The organism is uncultured Parabacteroides sp., from assembly GCF_902493135.1.
Taxonomy (GTDB): domain Bacteria; phylum Bacteroidota; class Bacteroidia; order Bacteroidales; family Tannerellaceae; genus Parabacteroides.
Genome location: NZ_CABUOD010000001.1, coordinates 186072 through 207669 on the forward strand (window position 1 = coordinate 186072; position 21598 = coordinate 207669).

Annotated in this window: 19 protein-coding genes and 1 riboswitch; of the genes, 16 read left to right on the top strand and 3 right to left on the bottom strand. The window is 49.4% G+C overall.

Annotated elements, in window-relative coordinates; translation table 11 throughout:
• Positions 1–231 precede the first annotated feature (231 nt).
• The 12 genes from RDN79_RS00775 (at position 232) to dapA (ending at position 13903) form a co-directional block, all read left to right on the top strand.
• Positions 232–1230, top strand: a complete 999-nt coding sequence (locus RDN79_RS00775; RefSeq protein ID WP_298554426.1) for a 2-hydroxyacid dehydrogenase — start codon at positions 232–234, stop codon at positions 1228–1230.
• Between the two features lie 94 nt (positions 1231–1324).
• Positions 1325–2182: a patatin family protein gene (locus tag RDN79_RS00780; protein WP_298554423.1), complete on the top strand. Its 858-nt coding sequence runs from the start codon at positions 1325–1327 to the stop codon at positions 2180–2182.
• A gap of 173 nt (positions 2183–2355) precedes the next feature.
• On the top strand, positions 2356–3171 hold the full coding sequence (gene cysQ / locus RDN79_RS00785; RefSeq protein WP_298554626.1) for a 3'(2'),5'-bisphosphate nucleotidase CysQ: 816 nt from the start codon (positions 2356–2358) through the stop codon (positions 3169–3171).
• A gap of 142 nt (positions 3172–3313) precedes the next feature.
• Positions 3314–4867 (top strand): SLC13 family permease, encoded by a 1554-nt coding sequence (locus RDN79_RS00790; RefSeq protein ID WP_298554421.1) that lies wholly within the window; start codon positions 3314–3316, stop codon positions 4865–4867.
• A gap of 10 nt (positions 4868–4877) precedes the next feature.
• Positions 4878–5498 (top strand): adenylyl-sulfate kinase, encoded by a 621-nt coding sequence (cysC, locus tag RDN79_RS00795; protein WP_298554419.1) that lies wholly within the window; start codon positions 4878–4880, stop codon positions 5496–5498.
• A 107-nt stretch (positions 5499–5605) separates the two neighbouring features.
• Positions 5606–6514 carry a sulfate adenylyltransferase subunit CysD gene (cysD, locus tag RDN79_RS00800; RefSeq protein ID WP_298554417.1) on the top strand — a complete coding sequence of 303 codons (909 nt, stop codon included), beginning with the start codon at positions 5606–5608 and terminating at the stop codon, positions 6512–6514.
• 84 nt (positions 6515–6598) lie between these two features.
• Positions 6599–8062: a sulfate adenylyltransferase subunit CysN gene (cysN, locus tag RDN79_RS00805; RefSeq protein WP_298554414.1), complete on the top strand. Its 1464-nt coding sequence runs from the start codon at positions 6599–6601 to the stop codon at positions 8060–8062.
• A gap of 3 nt (positions 8063–8065) precedes the next feature.
• Positions 8066–9169: a sulfotransferase gene (locus RDN79_RS00810; protein WP_298554412.1), complete on the top strand. Its 1104-nt coding sequence runs from the start codon at positions 8066–8068 to the stop codon at positions 9167–9169.
• A gap of 238 nt (positions 9170–9407) precedes the next feature.
• Entirely contained in the window at positions 9408–10370 is a 963-nt protein-coding gene (locus tag RDN79_RS00815; RefSeq protein ID WP_298554409.1) for a PCMD domain-containing protein, read from the top strand.
• A 67-nt stretch (positions 10371–10437) separates the two neighbouring features.
• Positions 10438–12438, top strand: a complete 2001-nt coding sequence (ligA, locus tag RDN79_RS00820; protein ID WP_298554406.1) for an NAD-dependent DNA ligase LigA — start codon at positions 10438–10440, stop codon at positions 12436–12438.
• Positions 12435–12956, top strand: coding sequence for a hypothetical protein (locus RDN79_RS00825; RefSeq protein WP_298554403.1), 522 nt, complete (start codon positions 12435–12437; stop codon positions 12954–12956). Before ligA ends, RDN79_RS00825 begins: the two co-directional genes overlap by 4 nt.
• A 53-nt stretch (positions 12957–13009) precedes the next feature.
• The gene (gene dapA / locus RDN79_RS00830; protein WP_298554400.1) at positions 13010–13903 is read left to right on the top strand and encodes a 4-hydroxy-tetrahydrodipicolinate synthase; all 894 of its coding nucleotides are present in this window, start codon (positions 13010–13012) and stop codon (positions 13901–13903) included.
• 64 nt (positions 13904–13967) lie between these two features.
• Here the strand turns inward: dapA and RDN79_RS00835 are convergent, their stop codons facing one another.
• Positions 13968–14864 carry an AraC family transcriptional regulator gene (locus RDN79_RS00835; protein ID WP_298554397.1) on the bottom strand — a complete coding sequence of 299 codons (897 nt, stop codon included), beginning with the start codon at positions 14862–14864 and terminating at the stop codon, positions 13968–13970.
• Positions 14865–15046: 182 nt separating this feature from the next.
• On the opposite strand from RDN79_RS00835, the gene RDN79_RS00840 reads away from it, so the two are divergent.
• The 3 genes from RDN79_RS00840 (at position 15047) to RDN79_RS00850 (ending at position 17566) form a co-directional block, all read left to right on the top strand.
• Positions 15047–15223, top strand: a complete 177-nt coding sequence (locus RDN79_RS00840) for a DUF4250 domain-containing protein (RefSeq protein WP_298554394.1) — start codon at positions 15047–15049, stop codon at positions 15221–15223.
• A 365-nt stretch (positions 15224–15588) separates the two neighbouring features.
• Positions 15589–16692, top strand: a complete 1104-nt coding sequence (locus RDN79_RS00845) for a cytochrome-c peroxidase (protein WP_298554391.1) — start codon at positions 15589–15591, stop codon at positions 16690–16692.
• Positions 16693–16747: 55 nt separating this feature from the next.
• Entirely contained in the window at positions 16748–17566 is an 819-nt protein-coding gene (locus RDN79_RS00850; protein WP_298554388.1) for an alpha/beta hydrolase family protein, read from the top strand.
• Positions 17567–17605: 39 nt separating this feature from the next.
• Here RDN79_RS00850 and RDN79_RS00855 read toward each other — a convergent pair whose 3' ends face one another.
• Together RDN79_RS00855 and RDN79_RS00860 are read right to left on the bottom strand one after the other, a co-directional pair.
• A complete protein-coding gene (locus RDN79_RS00855) occupies positions 17606–19273 on the bottom strand; it encodes a formate--tetrahydrofolate ligase (RefSeq protein ID WP_298554385.1) in 1668 nt (555 codons plus the stop codon).
• 81 nt (positions 19274–19354) lie between these two features.
• Positions 19355–20053, bottom strand: coding sequence for a precorrin-2 C(20)-methyltransferase (locus RDN79_RS00860; RefSeq protein WP_298554382.1), 699 nt, complete (start codon positions 20051–20053; stop codon positions 19355–19357).
• A gap of 120 nt (positions 20054–20173) precedes the next feature.
• Positions 20174–20374: riboswitch (cobalamin riboswitch) on the top strand.
• A 54-nt stretch (positions 20375–20428) separates the two neighbouring features.
• On the opposite strand from RDN79_RS00860, the gene RDN79_RS00865 reads away from it, so the two are divergent.
• Positions 20429–21589, top strand: a complete 1161-nt coding sequence (locus RDN79_RS00865) for an ABC transporter substrate-binding protein (RefSeq protein WP_298554379.1) — start codon at positions 20429–20431, stop codon at positions 21587–21589.
• Positions 21590–21598 lie beyond the last annotated feature (9 nt).

Sequence of the window (21598 nt, forward strand, 5' to 3'; positions counted from 1 at the left end):
ATGTCGATAGCGGCAATATTTGATACCGCTCTATTTCGTTCATCAAGATAATAAGCGTAAAGCAGCCAAAGGTAAAAAAGGACAGATTTCAAAAGAGGACTGAAAAGATTTTTAAAGAAACATATGGGCAGGTCCGGTTAAGCAACCCCTTAGCCGGACCTTTTTTCTGCTGCCAACCTATTCCTTTCAACATTTAGGCTGTTTTGATTGTTAGATATAAAAACAAATAATATGGCATACAGAATTGCATTCTTTGGAGCTAAACCGTATGATATAGCTTCATTCGACAAAGTAAATGAAAAGTACAATTACGACATTCGTTACTACAAAGGACATTTGAATCCGAACAATGTAGTATTGACGCAAGATACGGATGTCGTCTGTATTTTTGTCAACGACACTGCCGATGCCACTGTTATCGATGCAATGGTGAAGAATGGCGTCAAACTGTTGGCCCTTCGTTGTGCCGGTTTTAATAATGTGGACCTGAAAGCGGCCAAAGGGAAGTTGCCGGTCGTCCGCGTCCCGGCCTATTCGCCTTACGCCGTGGCAGAATATTCGCTTGCCCTGATGCTGTCGCTGAACCGGAAGATACACCGTGCCTACTGGCGTACGCGGGATGGAAATTTCTCGCTGAACGGCTTGATAGGATTCGATATGCACGGCAAGACGATCGGTATTATCGGCACGGGAAAGATCGCCAAGATCCTGATCCGCATCCTGAAAGGGTTCGGAATGCGCATTCTGGCTTATGACCTTTATCCCGACATGAAGTTTGCCGAGGAGGAAGGTATTTCTTATGTTTCGTTAGACGAACTGTATCGCGAGTCGGACATCATCTCCCTGCATTGTCCGCTGACCGATCAGACAAGATATATGATCGACAAAGACTCCATCGGCAAGATGAAGAAAGGCGTAATGATCATTAATACAGGCCGGGGCCAACTGATCAACACCAACGACCTGATCGAAGGTCTGAAGGAGAAGAAAATTGCAGCCGCCGGTCTGGATGTGTACGAGGAGGAGGGCGAGTATTTCTATGAAGACAAGTCCGATAAAATTATCGACGATGATGTACTGGCCCGTCTGCTTTCTTTTAATAATGTGATCGTTACTTCACACCAGGCTTTTTTCACGAAGGAAGCCCTGTATAACATTGCAGAGACAACCCTTCGGAATATCGATGATTTCCGTCATCACCGTCCTTTGGTGAACGAAGTTATTTTGTAAAAAGACTATGTTTATATCGCTGATTTATTATATTTTTGTGGCCATTGTCCGGTGTGAGCCAGGCAATGGCTTTTATTTTTTATAGTAAACAGATATGGAAATAGACAGTCGTACAGGTCTGGTGCTTGAAGGAGGAGGGATGCGTGCCATCTTCACCGTCGGTGTGCTGGACTGCTTTATGGATCATGAGATTTGGTTCCCTTACACTATAGGCGTCTCTGCCGGGGCGAGCAATGGCATATCGTATGCTTCCCGCCAGCGCGGACGTTCCCGTTTCAGTAATATAGACCTGCTGGAGAAGTATGATTATATAGGTCTCAGGCATTTCCTGCGGGGACGGGGCTATATCGACATGAAATATCTTTTTTATATTTATCCGGAGAAATATTACCCGCTCGATTACGAGACTTATTTCAAGTCACCGAGCCGCTTCGTCATGGTCACCAGCAATTGCCTGACGGGTAAAGCCGAGTATTTCGAGGAGAAGCAAGACGCGGACCGCCTGGTCGATATCTGTTGTGCCTCCTGTACGCTTCCGGTGCTCTGTCCGGTGGCGTATGTCGACGGCGTCCCGATGGTCGACGGCGGTGTCTGCGATGCCATCCCGATCCAGCATGCCATCGACGACGGTTTCCGCAAGAATGTGATTATCCTGACCCGCAACAAAGGCTACCGGAAGGAAGAGAAGGATTTCTGGCTGCCCGGCTTCATCTACCGCCGATATCCCGCTATCCGCAAGCAGTTGAAACTGCGCTACCGCAAGTATAATGAAGTGCTGGACTATATCGACGAACTGGAAGCAAAAGGAGACGCGATCGTCATCCGTCCGCAAAAGAAAATGGAAGTCGGCCGGACCACCAACAACCGGGAAAAGCTGTCCGCCCTCTATGACGAAGGCTATGCGGCAGGGCAATCCATGATCGAAAGCTATCGGTTCGATTTCAAAACATAGGTGTTTTGTTTTCAAAGCATATATGTTTCGCAATCAAAACACCTATGTTTCCCGTTTGGATAATATAGACTTGCAAAATTGGGTAAAACGGTGATATATTCGGAAAATTCATCGGATTATTGAAGGAAAATATTTACATTTGTATATTAACATACTAAAAGAGGCAAGTGATGATGAACAACTATGCAAATTACCTGTATATAGCTACACGCGCCGCCCTCGATGCAGGCAAAGCTATCATGGATATTTATACCGATCCGGACTCTGATTTCGGTATCGAACGGAAAGCCGATCATTCCCCTTTGACGAAAGCAGACAAGAAAGCCCATCAGATTATTTCGATGGCGCTATCCGTGACACCGTTTCCCGTGCTGAGCGAGGAAGGGAAGGAGATCCCTTTTGCCGAACGTTCTGCCTGGGATATGCTCTGGATCGTGGACCCGCTGGACGGGACGAAAGAATTTATCAAGAAGAACGGCGAATTTACGGTCAATATCGCCTTGGTGAAAGAAGGAGTTCCGGTGTTAGGCGTGATCTATGTCCCGGTACGGAAAGAGTTGTATTTCGCGGCTGACTCTGTGGGAGCTTTCAAGCTGGCCGGGATAGACAGCGGATATCAGCCTTCGATGGACGAGATACGGGAGAAAGCAGCTCGCCTGCCTATGTCGATGGGACATCAAGGCATTGTCGTGGTCGCTTCGCGTTCGCACCAGACGGAAGAGACGACAGCCTTTATCGAGAATCTTCGTAAGCAGGGACAGCCGGTTACCCTGATCAGTAGCGGCAGCAGCTTGAAGATCTGTCTGGTGGCGGAAGGGACGGCCGATGTTTATCCCCGTTTTGCTCCGACGATGGAGTGGGATACCGCCGCCGGGCATGCGATAGCGCGGGCCGCCGGATGCGATGTTTATCATATTGACGGGAAAACACCTTTAAAGTATAATAAGGAAGACCTTCATAATCCGTGGTTCATTGTCAGACCGCTCTGACGTATGTTTGTTCCGTTTGCTGAAACTTTTGGTCTGTAAGCAAGATAATCCCTAAAATAGGTTATCGTAATGAGATTAGATTTAATATTCTTATTACATTTGCACCTTATCTGAAAAACTTATACTTACAGACTAAGTAGGCATGAACTTTGAAATAATATTTGTATTGCTGGCGTTGGTCGGCATGATAGGGGCGTTGATATGGGATGGGCTGAGGCCCGGAATGGTGTTGCTCACGGTTGTAGTGCTATTCCTCTGTGCAGGAATACTGACGCCGAAGGAAATGCTCGAAGGCTTTAGCAATAAAGGGATGATAACCGTCGGAATGCTCTTTCTGGTAAGCGAGGGCATTCGCCAGAGCGGAGCATTGGGGCAACTTATAAAGAAGCTGTTGCCGGAAGGAAAAACAACCGTTTTCAAGGCGCAGTTCCGAATGCTGCCACCTATCGCTTTTATTTCCGCTTTTCTGAACAACACGCCTGTTGTCGTTATTTTCGCCCCTATCATCAAGCGTTGGGCGGAATCGGTCAAGCTGCCGGCAACGAAATTCCTGATCCCTCTTTCATATGTGACGATCCTGGGCGGTATCTGTACCCTGATCGGCACGTCGACCAACTTGGTTGTGCACGGCATGATCCTGGAAGCCGGATATGAAGGTTTCACGATGTTCGAACTCGGAAAGGTCGGCATCTTTATCGCGCTGGCCGGTATCATTTACCTGTTCGCCTTCTCCAACAAACTGCTGCCCGATTCGCGTGCGGATCGTTATGAGGAAGAAGAGGAGGAAGGCAATCCCGGCAACCTGCACCGGGTGGAAGCGGTGCTGGGCTCCCGTTTTCCGGGTATCAACAAGACGCTGGGCGAGTTCAACTTTACCCGTCATTACGGTGCGATCGTGAAAGAAGTAAAAAGCGGAGGACAACGGTTTACCCGCGATCTCGATAAGGTGACGTTGCACGAAGGGGACACGCTGGTCCTTTGGGCGGACGATACGTTCGTGCCGACATGGGGCGAATCCAGTGTCTTCCTTTTGCTTGCCAACGGTACGGACGGAACGGAACCGGTTTCGCGCAAGAAACGCTGGCTGGCGTTGGGCTTGCTGATCTTTATGATCGTAGGCGCCACGGTAGGGGAATTGCCTGCCGTGAAAGAGGCTTTCCCGGAGATACGTCTGGACATGTTCTTCTTTGTCTGTATCACGACTATCATTATGGCGTGGACCAAGATTTTCCCTCCGAAGAAATATACCAAATATATATCCTGGGATATTCTGATCACGATCGCCTGTGCCTTCGCGATCAGCAAGGCGATGGAAAATTCAGGCTTTGCGGCTTTGATAGCCCGCCATATCATCGGCATGGCGCATAATATCGGCCCGTATGCCCTGTTGGCAATCCTTTTTATCATCACCAATATCTTCACGGAGCTGATCACGAACAATGCGGCTGCGGCGCTCAGTTTCCCGATCGCCTTGTCGGTCGCTACCCAGTTAGGTGTGGATCCGACTCCATTCTTTGTGGTGATCTGTATGGCGGCATCTGCCAGCTTCAGTACGCCGATCGGCTATCAGACCAATCTGATCGTGCAAGGTATCGGCAGTTATAAGTTCACGGACTTCGTGAAAATCGGTTTACCTCTTAACTTGATCACTTTTTTGATCTCGGTATTCGTGATACCGATGATCTGGAAATTCTAAATAGTTGAAAATGGAAGAAAAGCAAAATACTCATATCTATCCTATTTTCGATAGGATGATGACGAGGGAGGATAAAGAGCGTTTGTTGAGACAACGCAGTGTGATGGTGTGGTTTACCGGCCTGAGCGGGTCCGGGAAGAGCACGGTGGCGATAGCGCTTGAGCGCGAGTTGCACAAACGCGGTCTGTTGTGCCGCATCCTGGACGGCGATAATATCCGTAGCGGGATCAACAACAACCTGGGCTTTTCGGCCGAAGACCGGGTGGAGAATATCCGCCGCATTGCCGAAGTAAGTAAACTCTTTATCGATACAGGGGTTATCACTATAGCGGCTTTTATCAGCCCGAATAACGATTTGAGGGAAATGGCGGCTTCCATTATCGGGAAAGAGAATTTCCTGGAAATATATGTCAGCACACCGATTGAAGAGTGCGAGCGGCGCGACGTCAAAGGACTGTATGCGAAAGCACGCCGGGGAGAGATCAAGGATTTCACGGGTGTCTCCGCTCCGTTTGAGGCTCCTGCACATCCGGACTTGACGTTGGACACTTCCGTGTTGAGCCCGGAGGAATCCGTAAGCCGTTTGCTTGGACTTATATTGCCGAGGGTTTCCGGCGGCAAGGAACTATAGTTTCAAGGGAGGGAAAACATAGTTTCATGAGCGGGAAAACATAGTTTCATGCTCATGGAACGGAAATGCAATCGAAAGATAAGAATAATAACATTAAATTATATACAATGTCAGATTATAAATTAAGCCATTTGCAGGAGTTGGAAGCAGAGTCTATCCATATCATCCGGGAGGTGGCTGCCGAGTTTGAGAATCCTGTTATGCTTTATTCCATCGGAAAAGACTCGTCCGTCATGGTTCGCTTGGCAGAGAAGGCTTTTTCTCCGGGGAAAGTCCCTTTCCCTTTGATGCACATCGATTCGAAGTGGAAGTTTAAGGAAATGATTCAGTTCCGTGATGACTATGCGAAGAAATTCGGATGGAACCTGATCGTGGAGTCCAATATGGAAGCTTTTCATGCAGGGGTAGGCCCTTTCACGCATGGCAGCAAGGTGCATACGGATCTGATGAAGACACAGGCGTTGTTGCGTTCGCTCGACAAATATAAGTTCGATGCCGCCTTCGGGGGAGCCCGCCGTGATGAAGAGAAGAGTCGCGCGAAAGAACGTATCTATTCTTTCCGCGACAAGTTCCACCAGTGGGACCCGAAGAACCAGCGTCCGGAATTGTGGGATATCTACAATGCACGCGTGCATAAGGGAGAGAGCATCCGTGTGTTCCCGCTCTCCAACTGGACGGAACTGGATATCTGGCAATATATCCGCCTGGAAAACATTCCGATCGTACCTCTGTATTTCGCCAAGGAGCGCCCGTGTGTCGAGATCGACGGAAACCTGATCATGGCGGACGACGATCGTTTGCCGCAGCAGTATCGCGACCAGATCAAGATGCGTATGGTACGTTTCCGCACGTTGGGTTGTTGGCCGCTCACAGGTGCGGTGGAAAGCAATGCCGACACGATTGAAAAGATCGTCGAAGAGATGATGACGACAACCAAGAGCGAACGCACGACCCGTGTGATCGACTTCGACCAGGATGCAAGTATGGAACAGAAAAAGAGAGAGGGATACTTTTAAATTCATAATTGAGAATTGAAAATTGAAAATTATCGGGTGCAAGCATAATTTTCAATTTTCAACTTTCAATTTTCAATTAACATTATGGCAACATTAAATATAAAGGAGTTCTTAGATAAAGACGAACAGAAAGACTTACTCCGCTTTCTGACTGCCGGGTCGGTGGACGATGGCAAATCGACGTTGATCGGCCGTTTGTTGTTTGATAGCAAGAAGATTTACGAAGACCAGTTGGATGCTCTCGAACGCGATAGCAAGCGTATGGGAAATGCCGGCGACCATATCGACTACGCCCTGTTGCTGGACGGCCTGAAAGCCGAACGCGAGCAAGGGATCACGATCGATGTGGCTTACCGCTACTTCAGCACGAATAACCGTAAGTTTATCATTGCCGACACTCCGGGACACGAGCAGTACACCCGCAATATGATTACCGGCGGTTCGACGGCCAATCTCGCGATCATCCTGGTGGATGCCCGTACGGGAGTGATTACGCAGACTCGCCGCCATACGTATCTGGTTTCGTTGTTAGGGATCAAGCATGTGGTGCTGGCGGTTAACAAGATGGACCTGGTGGATTTCGACAAGGATGTTTTCGATAAGATCGTTTCCGACTATAAGGAGTTTGTCGCTCCGTTGAATGTCCCCGACATCACCTGTATCCCGCTTTCCGCCCTGGATGGCGACAATGTGGTGGAAAAGAGCGACCGTACCCCTTGGTATGAAGGTCCGTCGTTGTTGGATTTCCTCGAAACGGTGCCCATCGACCAGGATCGTAACTTTGAGGATTTCCGCTATCCGGTGCAATATGTCTTGCGTCCGAACCTGGATTTCCGTGGCTTTTGCGGAAAAGTGTCCAGCGGTATTGTCCGCAAGGGCGATACGATAATGGCTTTGCCTTCCGGAAAGACCTCTAAAGTAAAGAGTATCGTGACATATGACGGAGAACTGGAATATGCCTTCCCTCCCCAGTGCATCACGATCACACTCGAAGACGAGATCGACGTCTCACGGGGTGAAATGCTGGTGCATCCGGATAACCTGCCGGTGGCGGATCGTAACTTCGAAGCCATGCTGGTATGGATGGACGAAGAGCCGATGGACGTAAACAAGCAGTTCTACATCAAGCATACCACCAACCTGACACGTGCCCGTGTGGATAGCATCCGCTACAAGGTCAATGTCAATACGATGGAACAGCTATCCATTGACAATGGACAACTGACAAAGGAAACGTTGCCGATGAAGCTGAACGAGATCGCCCGTGTGGTCTTCACGACCGGAAAGGAACTGTTTTTCGATCCGTATCGGAAAAACAAACAGACAGGCGCCTTTATCCTGATCGACCCGATCACGAACAACACATCGGCGGTCGGCATGATTATCGACCGGGTGGATGCCCGCGATATGGTGACGGAAGATGCATTGGCCGTGCTGAACCTGCCGGAATTGGGCATCGGAGCCGAGCACTATGAGGCCATCCGTGCCGTTTGTAAAGAACTCGAACGGCAAGGCGTCCCCGTGAAATGTATAACAGATAATAAATAAGGTATGGGATTATTGGAATTTGACAAACTACCGATCAATACATTAGTGGGTGCCGACTGGAAAACGTTCAAGGCGGTAACGGCCAATAAAACGATCGACAAGGGGTTTCGTAATAAATATTTCCTGACGAAATCCGTTTGCCGCCTGCTCAGCCTGTTGCAACCGTTCGAAGATGCGCGTTACCGCAAGATTGCGGACAAGCCGTTGGAGATGGACCCGGTGTTCATCCTCGGACATTGGCGGAGCGGGACGACTTTCATGCACAATGTCTTCTCGTGCGACAAGCATTTCGGCTACAATACGACCTATCAGACCGTATTCCCGAACCTGATGCTCTGGGGACAGCCTTTCTTCAAGAAGAACATGGCGTTCCTGATGCCCGACAAGCGTCCGACCGATAATATGGAATTGAAGGTGGATCTTCCCCAGGAAGAGGAATTTGCCCTGGCAAATATGATGCCTTATACCTATTATAATTTCTGGTTCTTCCCGAAGCATATGCTCGAATATTGCGACCGATATCTGCTTTTCGACAATATCAGCGAACACGAGCGGGAAGTGTTTAAGGAAACATTCCTCAAACTCATTAAGATTTCCCTCTGGAATACGAAAGGGACCCAGTTTCTGAGCAAGAACCCGCCTCATACGGGACGCGTGAAGACATTGGTGGAAATGTTTCCGAATGCTAAATTTATCTATCTGAAACGAAATCCCTACACGGTGTTCGAGAGTACGCGCAGCTTCTTCACCAATACGATTCAACCGCTCCGCTTGCAGGACATCTCCAACGAGCAGATCGAAAGCAATTTCATCGAAGTGTATCGTCGGTTGTTCTTTAAATATGAAGAGCAAAAGCACCTGATACCCGAAGGGAACCTGATTGAAGTGAAGTTTGAGGATTTCGAGCAGAATGCTTTCGACATGACGGAAGATATATATCGGAAATTAAACCTCCCCGGCTTTGAAGAGTCTAAAGCAGAAATCGAGAAATATCTCGGAAAGAAGAAGGGCTACAAAAAGAACCAATACAAGTATGACGACCGTACCGTACAGCTTGTGGAAGATAATTGGGGAATGGCTCTCGACGCCTGGGGATATTCTTTATAGGCGAAATCGTTGCAGCTGGCTTCGCTGGCTCCCGGCAAAGGAAGATTCACGTGAAGCTAAGGCTGCCGGAAGCCAGCGAAGCCAGCTGCATGTGAATCCGGGATTGCCGTGAGCCGGCAGAGACGGATTCATGCGCTTCCGGGATTGCCGTGAGCCGGCGGTTCGGGCTGCATGCGTTTCTTGTGCCGCTGGCTTCCTGCGGCTCCGGAAGCGGTAATTGAAAAAAATAGTATTTGAAATGAAACGAAAAGCAAAAATATTCCTGCTCTTGGGAATTGTCAATTATCAATTGTCAATTGTCAATTCCCAAGAGCACGTGGTGCCGTTCAGTTTTGGCGATATGGACCAGTGGGTGGTTCGCGAGATACATGAATCCGGCATCATCGGAGGAAATACGAAGCTCCTCTATGAACTGGGTCCGACAGATACGATCGTCGGCAATACGGCCTATAAGAACCGGGGCGGTTCGCCGTGGGCGAATTCCAATGTGATGGCAAAGGTGGCAGGCGTAGTGAAGACCAATACATCTGTCTTTCCGGAGAGGCGTGACGACGGTTGGTGCGCGCGCCTGGAGACGCGGATGGAAAGCGTGAAGGTTTTCGGCCTGGTGGATATCGAGGTGGTAGCCGCCGGTTCCGTTTTTCTCGGGACGGTGCACGAACCGATCAAAGGAACCAAGAACCCGCAGGCCATGTTGAACAGCGGAGTGGCGTTTACCAAGAAGCCGAAAGCGTTGCGCTATGACTATAAGGTGAAGCTGGCTCCCGAAAAGAACCGTATCCGGAGTACCGGCTTCAGCCGCAAATCGACGGTTGCCGGACAAGATTCGATCGCTGCTATCCTTTTCCTTCAGAAACGTTGGGAGGATGAAGACGGAAACATATATGCCAAGCGTGTCGGGACAATGGTGCAACGGTACACGGAATCCAGCAACAGCTGGGTGAACGATGCGACCTATCCGATCCTGTATGGCGATATATCGAAGCATCCGGAGTATAAGCCCTATATGCGGATTCAGGTGGAAGAACGCTATGCCTTGAACAGCCAGGGCAAAAGTGTCCCTATCCAGGAAGTAGGTTGGGCCGATAAAGGCGAATTGCCGACCCATCTGGTCTTGCAATTCACTTCCAGCCACGGCGGTGCTTATATTGGTTCGCCGGGCAATACAATGTGGATCGATAATGTAGAACTAATATATTAGTTGAATGTTGAAAGGCGAGAGTTATGAATCTTTCTTTTCAGCTTTCAATTTTTAAGTTTCAACCGAAATGATGGCAAAAGATAAAATAAAAGCACTTCGTGAGGCGTTGGAGCAACATAATTACAACTATTATGTGCTTTCGGCCCCGACGATATCGGACCGTGAGTTTGATGAGATGATGAAAGAGTTGCAGACTCTTGAAGAGGCGCATCCCGAATATGCCGATCCCCATTCGCCGACCCAGCGGGTGGGAAGCGACCTTTCCAAAGAGTTTGAACAAGTGGTGCATAAATATCCGATGCTTTCGTTGGGCAATACCTATTCGGAAGATGAAGTGAAGGATTTCTACGAACGGATCGCCCGTGACCTGAACGAACCTTTCGAGATTGTTGCCGAGTTGAAGTATGACGGGACGTCTATCTCCCTGACCTACGAGAGCGGGCGATTGGTCCGTGCCGTGACACGTGGCGACGGGACGCGTGGCGACGATGTGACGGCCAATGTGAAGACCATCCGTTCTGTCCCTTTGAAGTTGATGGGAGAAGGATATCCGGCGGAATTCGAAATACGAGGGGAGATCCTGCTTCCCTGGGCGGAGTTCGACCGTTTGAACAAAGAGCGTGAAGAACAGGAGGAACCTCTTTTCGCCAACCCGCGTAATGCCGCTTCCGGTACGTTGAAGCAACTGAATCCTGCTATCGTGGCGGCGCGTAAATTAGATGCTTACTTCTATTATCTGTTGGGAGCGGAGTTGCCGGCTGAAACGCATTTCGATAACCTCAGGGCAGCCCGTTCGTGGGGTTTCAAGATACCGGATGTGATCCGTGTGTGCAACAGCTTGCAAGACATATACGACTATATCGCCTATTGGGATGTCGAACGGAAGAACTTGCCGGTCGCAACGGACGGGATCGTGTTGAAAGTAAATTCATTGCGCCAACAACGGAATTTGGGATTTACGGCCAAGAGCCCGCGTTGGGCGATTGCCTATAAGTTCCAGGCCGAAAGGGCGGTGACCCGTCTGAATTCCGTCTCTTTCCAGGTCGGACGGACAGGCACCGTCACTCCGGTAGCCAATCTGGAACCGGTGTTGCTGGCAGGGACGACCGTGAAGCGTGCCTCCTTGCATAATGCGGATATTATCGAAGGCCTCGATCTGCACTTGGGCGATAGGGTGTTTGTAGAGAAAGGCGGCGAGATCATTCCGAAGATTGTCGGAGTCGATGTCGAAGCCCGCGGTTTGCTGGTAGGCGATAAAGTGCGTTTTATCCGTTCCTGTCCCGAATGCGGCACACCGCTGGTACGTCCCGAAGGAGAAGCGGCCCACTACTGCCCGAACGAAGCCGGCTGTCCTCCCCAGATCAAGGGGAAGATCGAGCATTTCGTTACGCGCCGGGCCATGAACATCAATATGGGACCGGAAACAGTCGAAGATTTGTATGAAGCCGGTTATGTCAAGGATACGGCTGATCTTTATGCCTTGGAAATCTCCGATCTGCTACGTTTGGAACGTTGGGCGGAGAAGAGCGCACGCAACCTGATGGCGAGCCTTGAAGAATCTAAACAGGTTCCTTTCGAACGGGTCCTGTATGGATTGGGGATCCGCTTCGTGGGGGAAACGGTGGCAAAACGCCTGGTCGCCGCTTTCCATTCTATGGATCAGTTGGAGCAGGCCACTCTCGAAGATTTGACCGCCGTGGATGAAATCGGGGATCGTATCGCCCAGAGCGTAATCGATTACTTTGCCGACGAACGCAACCGGACGTTGGTGAACCGCCTGAAAGAATATGGTCTTCAGATGTCCGTTGCCGAAGAGGTCTTGGCAAACCGTTCAGAGAAGTTGAAAGGGCTGAGCATTGTCATCAGCGGGACGTTCGCCAAACATTCCCGTGACGAATATAAAGCGATGATCGAGCAGCACGGCGGAAAGAACAGCGGCTCGGTGTCCGGCAAGACTGATTATATCCTGGCAGGGGAGAATATGGGACCGGCCAAACTCGAAAAGGCGGCCAAGTTGGGGGTGAAGATTATAAACGAAGACGAATTCTTAAATATGATAGCGGAATGAGACTGACGAATTATTTTATTAAAAAGAAAGTGCAGTCTTTGGCTTCCGGAGCTGCCGGCCGCAAGCATGAGTTCTGTGCGCTGGAAGACGCAAGCCATATCCTGGTCCTTTATCAGGCAAACGACCGCGAGCTTGTTGAACCTTGCCTGGACCTCCTGCGTAAGAAGAACAAGAAGGTGCAGGCTTGTGTCTATGTAACCGGTGATCCGCTGCCGGAAACGGATGCCCCGTACATCCCGGTTCATGCCAAGAAGGATGTGAACACTTGGCTGGTTCCTTCCGATGCCGTCCTGAACCGTTTCAGGACGATCGAGGCGGATATCCTGATCGACCTTACGCGGCCCGACTGCTACCCGATGCAATACCTTATGCTACAACATCCTTGCGGATTCAAGGTGGGAGTGAAGCATCCCGATATCGATTTGTATGATTTGTCCATTTCTGTAACAGAGCGTGAAGATATCAAGCATTTGTTTGGACATATATTATTTTATTTGCAGGCGATACGCTCAAAATGATATAAATTCCTTATTTTTGCAGTGCTAAATAACAAAAAAGGAATATTTTTCCCATGGCAGACATAAACTTAAAAGGAATGGGTGTGGCGTTGATCACTCCCTTTAAAGAAGACGAAAGTGTAGACTATGAGGCGTTAGGCCGGCTTGTAGACTATCAGTTGCAGAACGGGACCGATTATTTGGTTGTGTTGGGTACCACTGCTGAAACTCCTACACTCACAGAAGAAGAAAAGAAGAATATAATCGATTTAGTAGTAACGAAGGTAAACGGACGTATCCCTATTGTGTTGGGAGTAGGCGGAAATTGTACCCGTTCGGTTGTCGAGAAGTTGAAAAACGATAACTTCGATGGTATAGATGCCATCCTCTCCGTTGTGCCTTACTATAATAAACCCTCCCAGGAAGGAATCTACCAGCATTATAAAGCAATTGCCGAAGCGACGGCGTTGCCGATCGTCTTATATAACGTACCGGGACGTACCGGTGTGAACATGACGGCCGAGACGACGCTTCGCATCGCCCGTGAGTTCAAGAATGTCATTGCTGTCAAAGAGGCATCCGGCAATATCACCCAGATGGATGATATCATCAAGAACAAGCCTGCCAACTTCAGTGTCATCTCCGGCGACGACGGAATTACTTTTCCGCTGATTACATTGGGAGCCGTCGGTGTGATTTCTGTTATCGGCAATGCTTTCCCGCGTGAGTTCAGCCGTATGGTACGTCTGGCATTGGCAGGCGACTACGACAGCGCCCGCACGATCCACCATAGCTTTACCGAGTTGTTCAGTTTGCTCTTTGTCGATGGCAATCCGGCAGGAGCGAAGAGCATGTTGAACGCAATGGGCTTCATCGAAAACAAATTACGCCTGCCTTTGGTTCCGACGCGTATCACCACATTCGAAAAGATTCGTGACGTATTACGTCAGTTGAGCATTAAGTGCTAAAATAAGCCGGACGCAGAGAAAGGAGGTATTTTGACATACCTCCTTTCCGCGTCCGGTTTTTGTTTTAATTTACTCCTCTGTATTCATTAGGCGTGTAGCCTACGTTTTTCTTAAATACGCGGGTGAAATGCTGGGGATATTTGAACCCCAGTTCGTAAGCGATTTCGCTGACGGTCTTGCTTGTGTCCAGTATCTTTTCTTTGGCAATATCGATCAACCGGAGTTGGATATGCTCCTGTGCGGACTTGCCTGTTTCCTTTTTTATCAGATCACCTAAATAGTTGGCGGAAAGATGTAGCTGGTCGGCACAGTAACGTACGGATGGCAGACCGATCGTTTGCGGTTTGTCGGTTTGAAAATAGCCGTTCACGACATTCTCAAACTTGGAAAGGATATCCTTGTTTACGTTTTCGCGAGTGATGAACTGACGGTCGTAAAAACGGATGCTGTAGTTGAGCAAAAGCTCGATGTTGGAGATAATCAGCATTTTGCTATGCTTGTCAATTCCCCGGTTGAGTTCTTCGCTGATATTATTCAGGCAATCGATAATGACACTGCGTTCCTGTTCGGAGAGATGAAGCGCCTCATTCACCTCATACGAGAAGAAAGAATAGTTTTTCATATTGCGTCCGAGCGATGTTCCGCGAATCAGATCCGGATGAAACATCAATGCACGGCCTTTCGGTTGGAAATATTCACCGTTATCATCGATCCCTACCACTTGTCCGGGGGCTAAAAAGACCAGTGTCCCTTCCTGGTAGTCGTAATAACTGCGTCCGTACCGCAAGTCCCCGCATTTGACCTCTTTCAGGAAGACGGCATAGAAGCCGTAGCTCATTCGTACATGTTTGATCCGGGAAGATTTCGACAGATCGATAACACTAATCAATGGATGCAGCGTCTCCTGGCCTACCATTTCATTGTACTGACATATATTATCCAGTTTAATAATTTCTCCCATAACCCTTTTGATTTGTTTCTCTACAAAAATAGTATATTTTTTTCTTCTTATCCCATATGTCTCAGTACTTCAGTAATAATGGTAGGCAAGACCGGACGGAGATACCTGTTTTTATGAACCGGAAAGGGAAGATTATGGAATAAGTCATTACCTTTGCATCCGGTTTTAAAAAATGATGAATTATGACACTTCCGGAAGATCCGATGATGCTCTTTAGCGTTATCAATATGAAACTGCGAGACGATTATTCTTCTCTTGACGAATTATGCGACGATATGCATATCAAAAAAGAGACGCTTGTCCAGAAACTGAAGAACGTAGGGTTTGAGTATAGCCAGGAGAATAATAAGTTCTGGTAATTGATGAAAGCGACTTGTCAGACAGTCGCTTTTTATGTATCCCATAGTTCCTTACTTATTGTATAGTTTTCTAAAATACCCGTTGGTCCGAATCGAAACAGTAGTGCATGAAATTTGGTTTTATACCCCATCTATTTCAAATTTTACTTGCGGGTAATATTTTTTAAGAAACTCGTAAAAATATAAAGTTTTGGATAATAGGAGAATACGGATATTCCCCTTTTTAGGGGAGTTATTGTATGATTTAACATATTAAAAAGGCATATCCACCCTCTGGCGGATATGGCCTGCCCTGCACGGCAAAGAAGATTTTTGTATAATGTAAGATTTATTTGTACATTGGTCCCACAAATTGCAATATGGTTATGAATAGTTGTGGGTATATAAAAGTAATAGTTGCCGGATTGGTAGGGACATTAGGGTTGCTCTCCGCATGCGAACCGGGTCCCTGTACGGAATTAAGCGATAAGGAACTGGTAGGGAAACAACTCTTTTTTGACGAATCGCTATCGGAACCGGCAGGACAGTCATGTGGAACCTGCCATGAACCGGCGAAAGGTTTTGCCGATAAATATGGACGGATCACTTCGGAAGGAGCCGTGAAAGGTTTGTTCAGCAACCGGAATTCCATGAGCTGTTCGTATGTGGCGTATGTCCCGGCTTTGCATTATGACGAAAAAGAAGAAACCTATGTCGGCGGCTTGTTCTGGGACGGCCGGGTGAACTCGTTGGAAGAACAAGCCGGACAACCCTTCGTCAATCCGTTGGAAATGGGAAACAAGGACAGCCGGGCGGTTACGCAGAAAGTCAGGCGTGCGGCCTATTATCCCGATTTTGTGCGTATTTATGGAGAGACAGCCTCCGATGATTCCCTTTATGCCCATATACTGGATGCATTGGCGACTTATGAACGCTCTGCCGAGGTGAACCCCTTCACGTCCAAATACGATGCCTACCTGGAAGGAAAATGCCGGCTTACCGGACAGGAGATGGAAGGACTGGAAGTGTTTAAGGAGAAAGGCCTTTGTGCCGAATGCCATATTCTGGAAAACGACGAACGAGCCGGCCGTGTGCTGTTTACCGACCATACCTACGACAATCTCGGAATCCCTTCCAATCCGGACAACCCGTTCTTCCGCGTTCCCGCTCCCTACAACACGGTCGGACGGGATACGATGGACCTGGGGTTAGGGGCTTTCCTGCATGACAGCACCGAGTTCGGCAAGTTCCGGGTACCCACGTTGCGCAATATCGCCCTGACGGCCCCTTACGGTCATAACGGCTATTTCAAGACACTTGAGGAGATAGTCCATTTCTATAATGTGCGCGATGTGGAAGAATATCCGGCCCCCGAATATGCGGAGACCGTCAACCGCGACGAATTGGGGAATCTCGGACTCACACCGGAGGAAGAAGCGGCTATTGTCGCTTTCATGCATACCTTGACCGACGGATATCAAAAGGATTGATCCATATTGTTTTTTTGTATATATTTGCTGTCATTTAATAAAAAGTGAAAGAAATATGAAAATAAGATGGATGATGTTTGCGGCGGTTTTTCTTTGGATCGCCATTTCGGCGAGAGGAGCTGTTGTCGATACGTTGGATGTTTATAGCGAGGCGATGAAGAAGAAGGTCCGGGTCGTTGTCGTTTCTCCGGATAATAATCGTGCGCCGAAACCGGTTGTCTACCTGTTGCACGGATATGGAGGGAATGCAAAAACCTGGATTTCCATGAAGCCGGAGTTGAAAGATATTGCCGACCGCGAGGACCTGATCTTTGTCTGTCCCGACGGCAAGAACAGCTGGTATTGGGACAGCCCGAAGGATCCGTCCTGCCGTTATGAGACATTCGTCTCCTCCGAATTGGTCAAATATATCGATTCCGAATATCCGACGGTGAAAGACCGTTCCGGTCGTGCCATCACAGGGTTGAGCATGGGCGGGCACGGAGCCATGTGGCTGTCTTTCCGTCATAAGGATGTGTTCGGTGCAGCCGGCAGTACGAGTGGCGGAGTCGATATCCGGCCGTTCCCCAACAACTGGGAGATGAGCAAGCTGCTCGGAAGCGAGAGCGACAACCAGGAGGTCTGGAACCGCCATACGGCAATCATGCAGATCGACCGCATCAGGAACGGCGAGCTGGCTATCATCTTCGATTGCGGTTACAGTGATTTCTTTTTCGAAGTGAATAACGACTTCCATAAGAAGTTGCTGAAATATAAGATCGACCATGATTTCCTGGTCCGTCCCGGATCGCATAACGGGGAGTATTGGAAGAACTCGATCGACTACCAGATCATGTTCTTTAAGAAGTTCTTCGATAGACGGGGACACGCGTAATCCGCGCGTCCCTAAAATCATCTGCGTCCTTGCGATGGATTAGCTCAGTCCTTCGATCACGCCGTTCTCGATGTCGATGCGTTTTGCCTGAGGGTCTTTCGGCAGTCCCGGCATACGCATGATCTCACCCATGATGACAACGATCATCTCCGCACCGTTGTTGATGATGATGTCGCGCACTTTCAACTCGAAATTCTTGGCCACCCCGTAAGCTTTCGGATCGGAAGAGAACGAATACTGCGTCTTGGCGATGCAGATCGGGTAGTGGGAGATGCCGAGGCTTTCGATCTGTTTGATTTTCTTGTCCGCCAATGTCGTGTAGACAACGGAGGCCGCCCCGTAGATCTGTTCGGACACCTTTTTGATCTTGCTGCGGATCGGTTCGCCGTCCTCGTAGATGTATGTAAGCGGGGCGGAAGGTTTCTTTTCGATCGTGTCGACCACCAGTTTCGCCAGCTCGGCGCCCCCTTCGCCACCGGCGGCGAATACGTTGTTCATGCAGAAGCCTACGCCTATCTCGCGGCAATGTTCTGCCACCAGGGCGATTTCTTCGTCCGTATCGGATGCATACCTGTTGAAGGTCACGATCACTTCCTGGCCGAAACGTTTCATGTTCTCGACATGCTTGTCCAGGTTCTCGAAACCGTTTTTAAGACCTTCGATGTCAGGCTCCTTAATCCTGTTTTCCGGTACGCCTCCATGCAGCTTCAAGCTCTGGGCCGTCGCCACGATAACCGTCAGCTTCGGTGCCAGTCCGGCTTTGCGGCATTTGATGTCGAAAAACTTTTCAGCTCCTAAGTCGGCGCCGAATCCGGCCTCCGTAATGACATAATCGCCATACGTCAGCGCCATCTTGGTCGCCAGGACGGAGTTGCAGCCGTGTGCGATGTTGGCGAACGGGCCTCCGTGCACGAAGGCGGCCGTGTTCTCGGTTGTCTGCACCAGGTTGGGCAGGAGGGCGTCTTTCAGCAATACCGTGATCGCCCCGGCCACTCCCAGGTCGTTTACGGTGAAAGGCTTGTCATCGTTCGTGTATCCCAACAGGATGTTGCCGACACGTCGTTTCAAATCCTCGATATCCGTAGCCAGGCAAAGGATCGCCATGATTTCCGATGCGGGCGTGATGTCGAAGCCTGTCTCCGTCGGTACGCCGTTGGCCGATCCGCCCAGACCGGAAACGATGTTGCGCAGGCTGCGGTCGTTCACGTCCAGCACGCGTTTCCATTTGATCTCTTTCAGGCCTTCGCAGGTGTTACGCGTCTGGTAGATGTAGTTGTCCAGCAACGCCGTGATCATATTGTGGGCGGAAGTAACCGCATGGAAGTCTCCTGTAAAATGCAGGTTGATGTTCTCCATCGGCAACACCTGCGAGTATCCGCCTCCGGCCGCTCCGCCCTTCATGCCGAAGCACGGGCCCAGTGATGGTTCGCGCAAGGCGACGACCGCCTTTTTACCGATCTTGTTCAATCCCAAAGCCAGTCCGATCGAAACGGTCGTCTTGCCGATGCCCGCTTTCGTAGGAGTGATAGCCGTAACCAGGATCAGATTGTGTTGTTTGATCTTCTCTTCGTCGATCAGATGGAGAGGTATTTTGGCGATGTATCTGCCGTAATTCTGAACTTCTTCGCGCGGGATGCCTAATCCGGTCGCGATTTCTTTTATCTTGCGCAGAGAGACCTCTCTTGCAATTTCTATGTCCGATTTCATGTCTTATGTAAGTTTAAGTGGAAAACAAAAGTAAATATATTTTTATATAATAACAAAATAAAAGGTCGGGTGGTTTAGCTGTTATTGGATGATCATCAGGGAAAAGTATGGGAATATTTTTCCCTGGATTTGTTTCGGGTCGGAGGTATAGAACTCTTTCCCGGTCCCGACATTCTCGAAATAGTGGAAGTTCGCTTCCGGATGTAACCGGATGCAGGTATGGACGGCCTCCACGCATTGGGACAACTTCATGATGACGATCACGTAGCCGGCCTTGATCTTTTCCGACAATTCTTCCGCCGTCAGCATTCCGGGTATGACGATGATCTGTTCTTCCTGTTTGACGATATGCAAACCGGCCAAGGCGCCTGCCGCAATGAAAGCGGGGATTCCGGCGGTTCGTTCCACTTCGATGCGGTTCTCCTTGAATTTGTCGTATATATATTGTATGGAAGAATAGAACCCGGCATCGCCTTCCGCCACAATGACTACCTTTTTCCCTTCGTCGCAGGCGGATACGGCCTTTTCATACAGGGCATCGTAGACTTTCCAGGCTTCGGTACGGTCTTTGCTCATCGGGAGCGTGAAGAGCCGGATCGCGGATTTCCCGATTTCCAGTTCTTCGATAATACGGGCCGCACGGGAGAGGGGTTGCCCGCTCTTGCTCATGGTGGCGGGACAATAGATGATATCGGCCTGTCGAAGTTTTTTCAAGCCTTTCAGGGTGATCAGTTCGGGGTCTCCCGGACCGAGTGATACGAAGCAGATAGGGTACGACATGTGCGTTTGATTTATTTAGTGCGCAAAAGTGAGGAAAATCGCGCAACTTTCCAAATGGCAGCTCGTAAGAAAAAAGGATTTGTCTGTCATTTTTCTCTTGAATGAAAAGTAATATTATTATATTTGTCCCTTGAAACAGGTTTTCCTGTCCTTCTTACAGGACAGGGATGAAAAGGGAACCGGGTGGAAATCCCGGACAGACCACGCTGCTGTGAAACTTCGGAAACATGCCGGCAATACTCTATGCCACTGATCGGGGGATCGGGAAGGTGTCCGGGATGGAAGTAAGTCAGAAGACCTGCCGTTTCGGTTTGGAAGAGTTTCGTCCTCGTGGGGTGGACAAGGCTTGTCCGGTGAAATAAAATAATATTGAATATGAAAAAATACCTGGCAGGGTGTTGCCTGCTTATGTCGTTGTGTGTCGTATCCTCGTGTACGACCAAAAACAATCAACAGACCGACAAGGTGGAGACGACGGAAGAAAGCGCGTCTTCCGGTGTCCGTATCGTGCCGGAGTATGCCCGTGGTTTCGAATTGTCCTATCGGGACGGATATGTCTTGCTGGATATCCAGGACCCGCAGAATGAGGAAAGTACGACTTTCCATTATGCGCTTGTCAGGAGAGGAACGAAACCTGCCGGCATCCCCGGATCGTACACCGTGATCGAGACACCCGTCAGAAGTGTTATCTGTATGACATCCTTGCAGTTGTCCAATTTTATCAAGATGGGCGAACTGGACAAGGTCGTGGGAGTAACCAGCACCCGGCATCTGTTCAACCGGGAGATGAACGAACGCCTGAAGAGCGGGAAGACTGCCAAGATCGGCATAGAAGGGAATTTCGACAACGAGGTGATCATGAGCATGAACCCCGACCTGATCCTTGTCTCGCCTTTCAAACGGGGCGGATACGAGACCTTGAAGGATGTCGGTATCCCGTTGATCCCGCATTTAGGCTATAAGGAGATGACGCCGTTGGGACAGGCGGAATGGGTGAAGTTCGTCGGCCTGCTGTTGGGACAGGAGCAAAAGGCGAACGAGACATTCGACGCCATCGCGGCACGCTACAATGAGTTGAAGGAACTGACGGCGGAAGGAAAAATGAAGAGACGCCCGGTCGTGCTGAGCGGCGAGATGCGGGGCGGAAACTGGTATGCCGTGGGAGGGGAAAGCTTCCTCGCCCAACTTTTCAAGGATGCCGGGGCCGACTATTTCCTGAAAGACGACAAACGTTCGGGAGGTGTGACGCTCGACTTCGAAACGGTCTATAACCAGGGTGACGAAGCCGATTACTGGCGCATCGTGAACAGCTATCCGGGCACATTCAGCTATGGGGCGTTGAAGGAGCAGGACCCGCGTTATGCCGATTTCCGTGCCTTCAAGGAGAAAGGGATCATCTATTGCAACATGAAAGATACGCCCTTCTACGAAAGCATGCCGACCGAGCCGGAAGTCGTGCTGGCCGACCTGCTGCATATATTCCACCCGGACCTGTTGCCCGATCATACGCCTGTTTATTATGCACGACTTAAATAAGTTGCACGA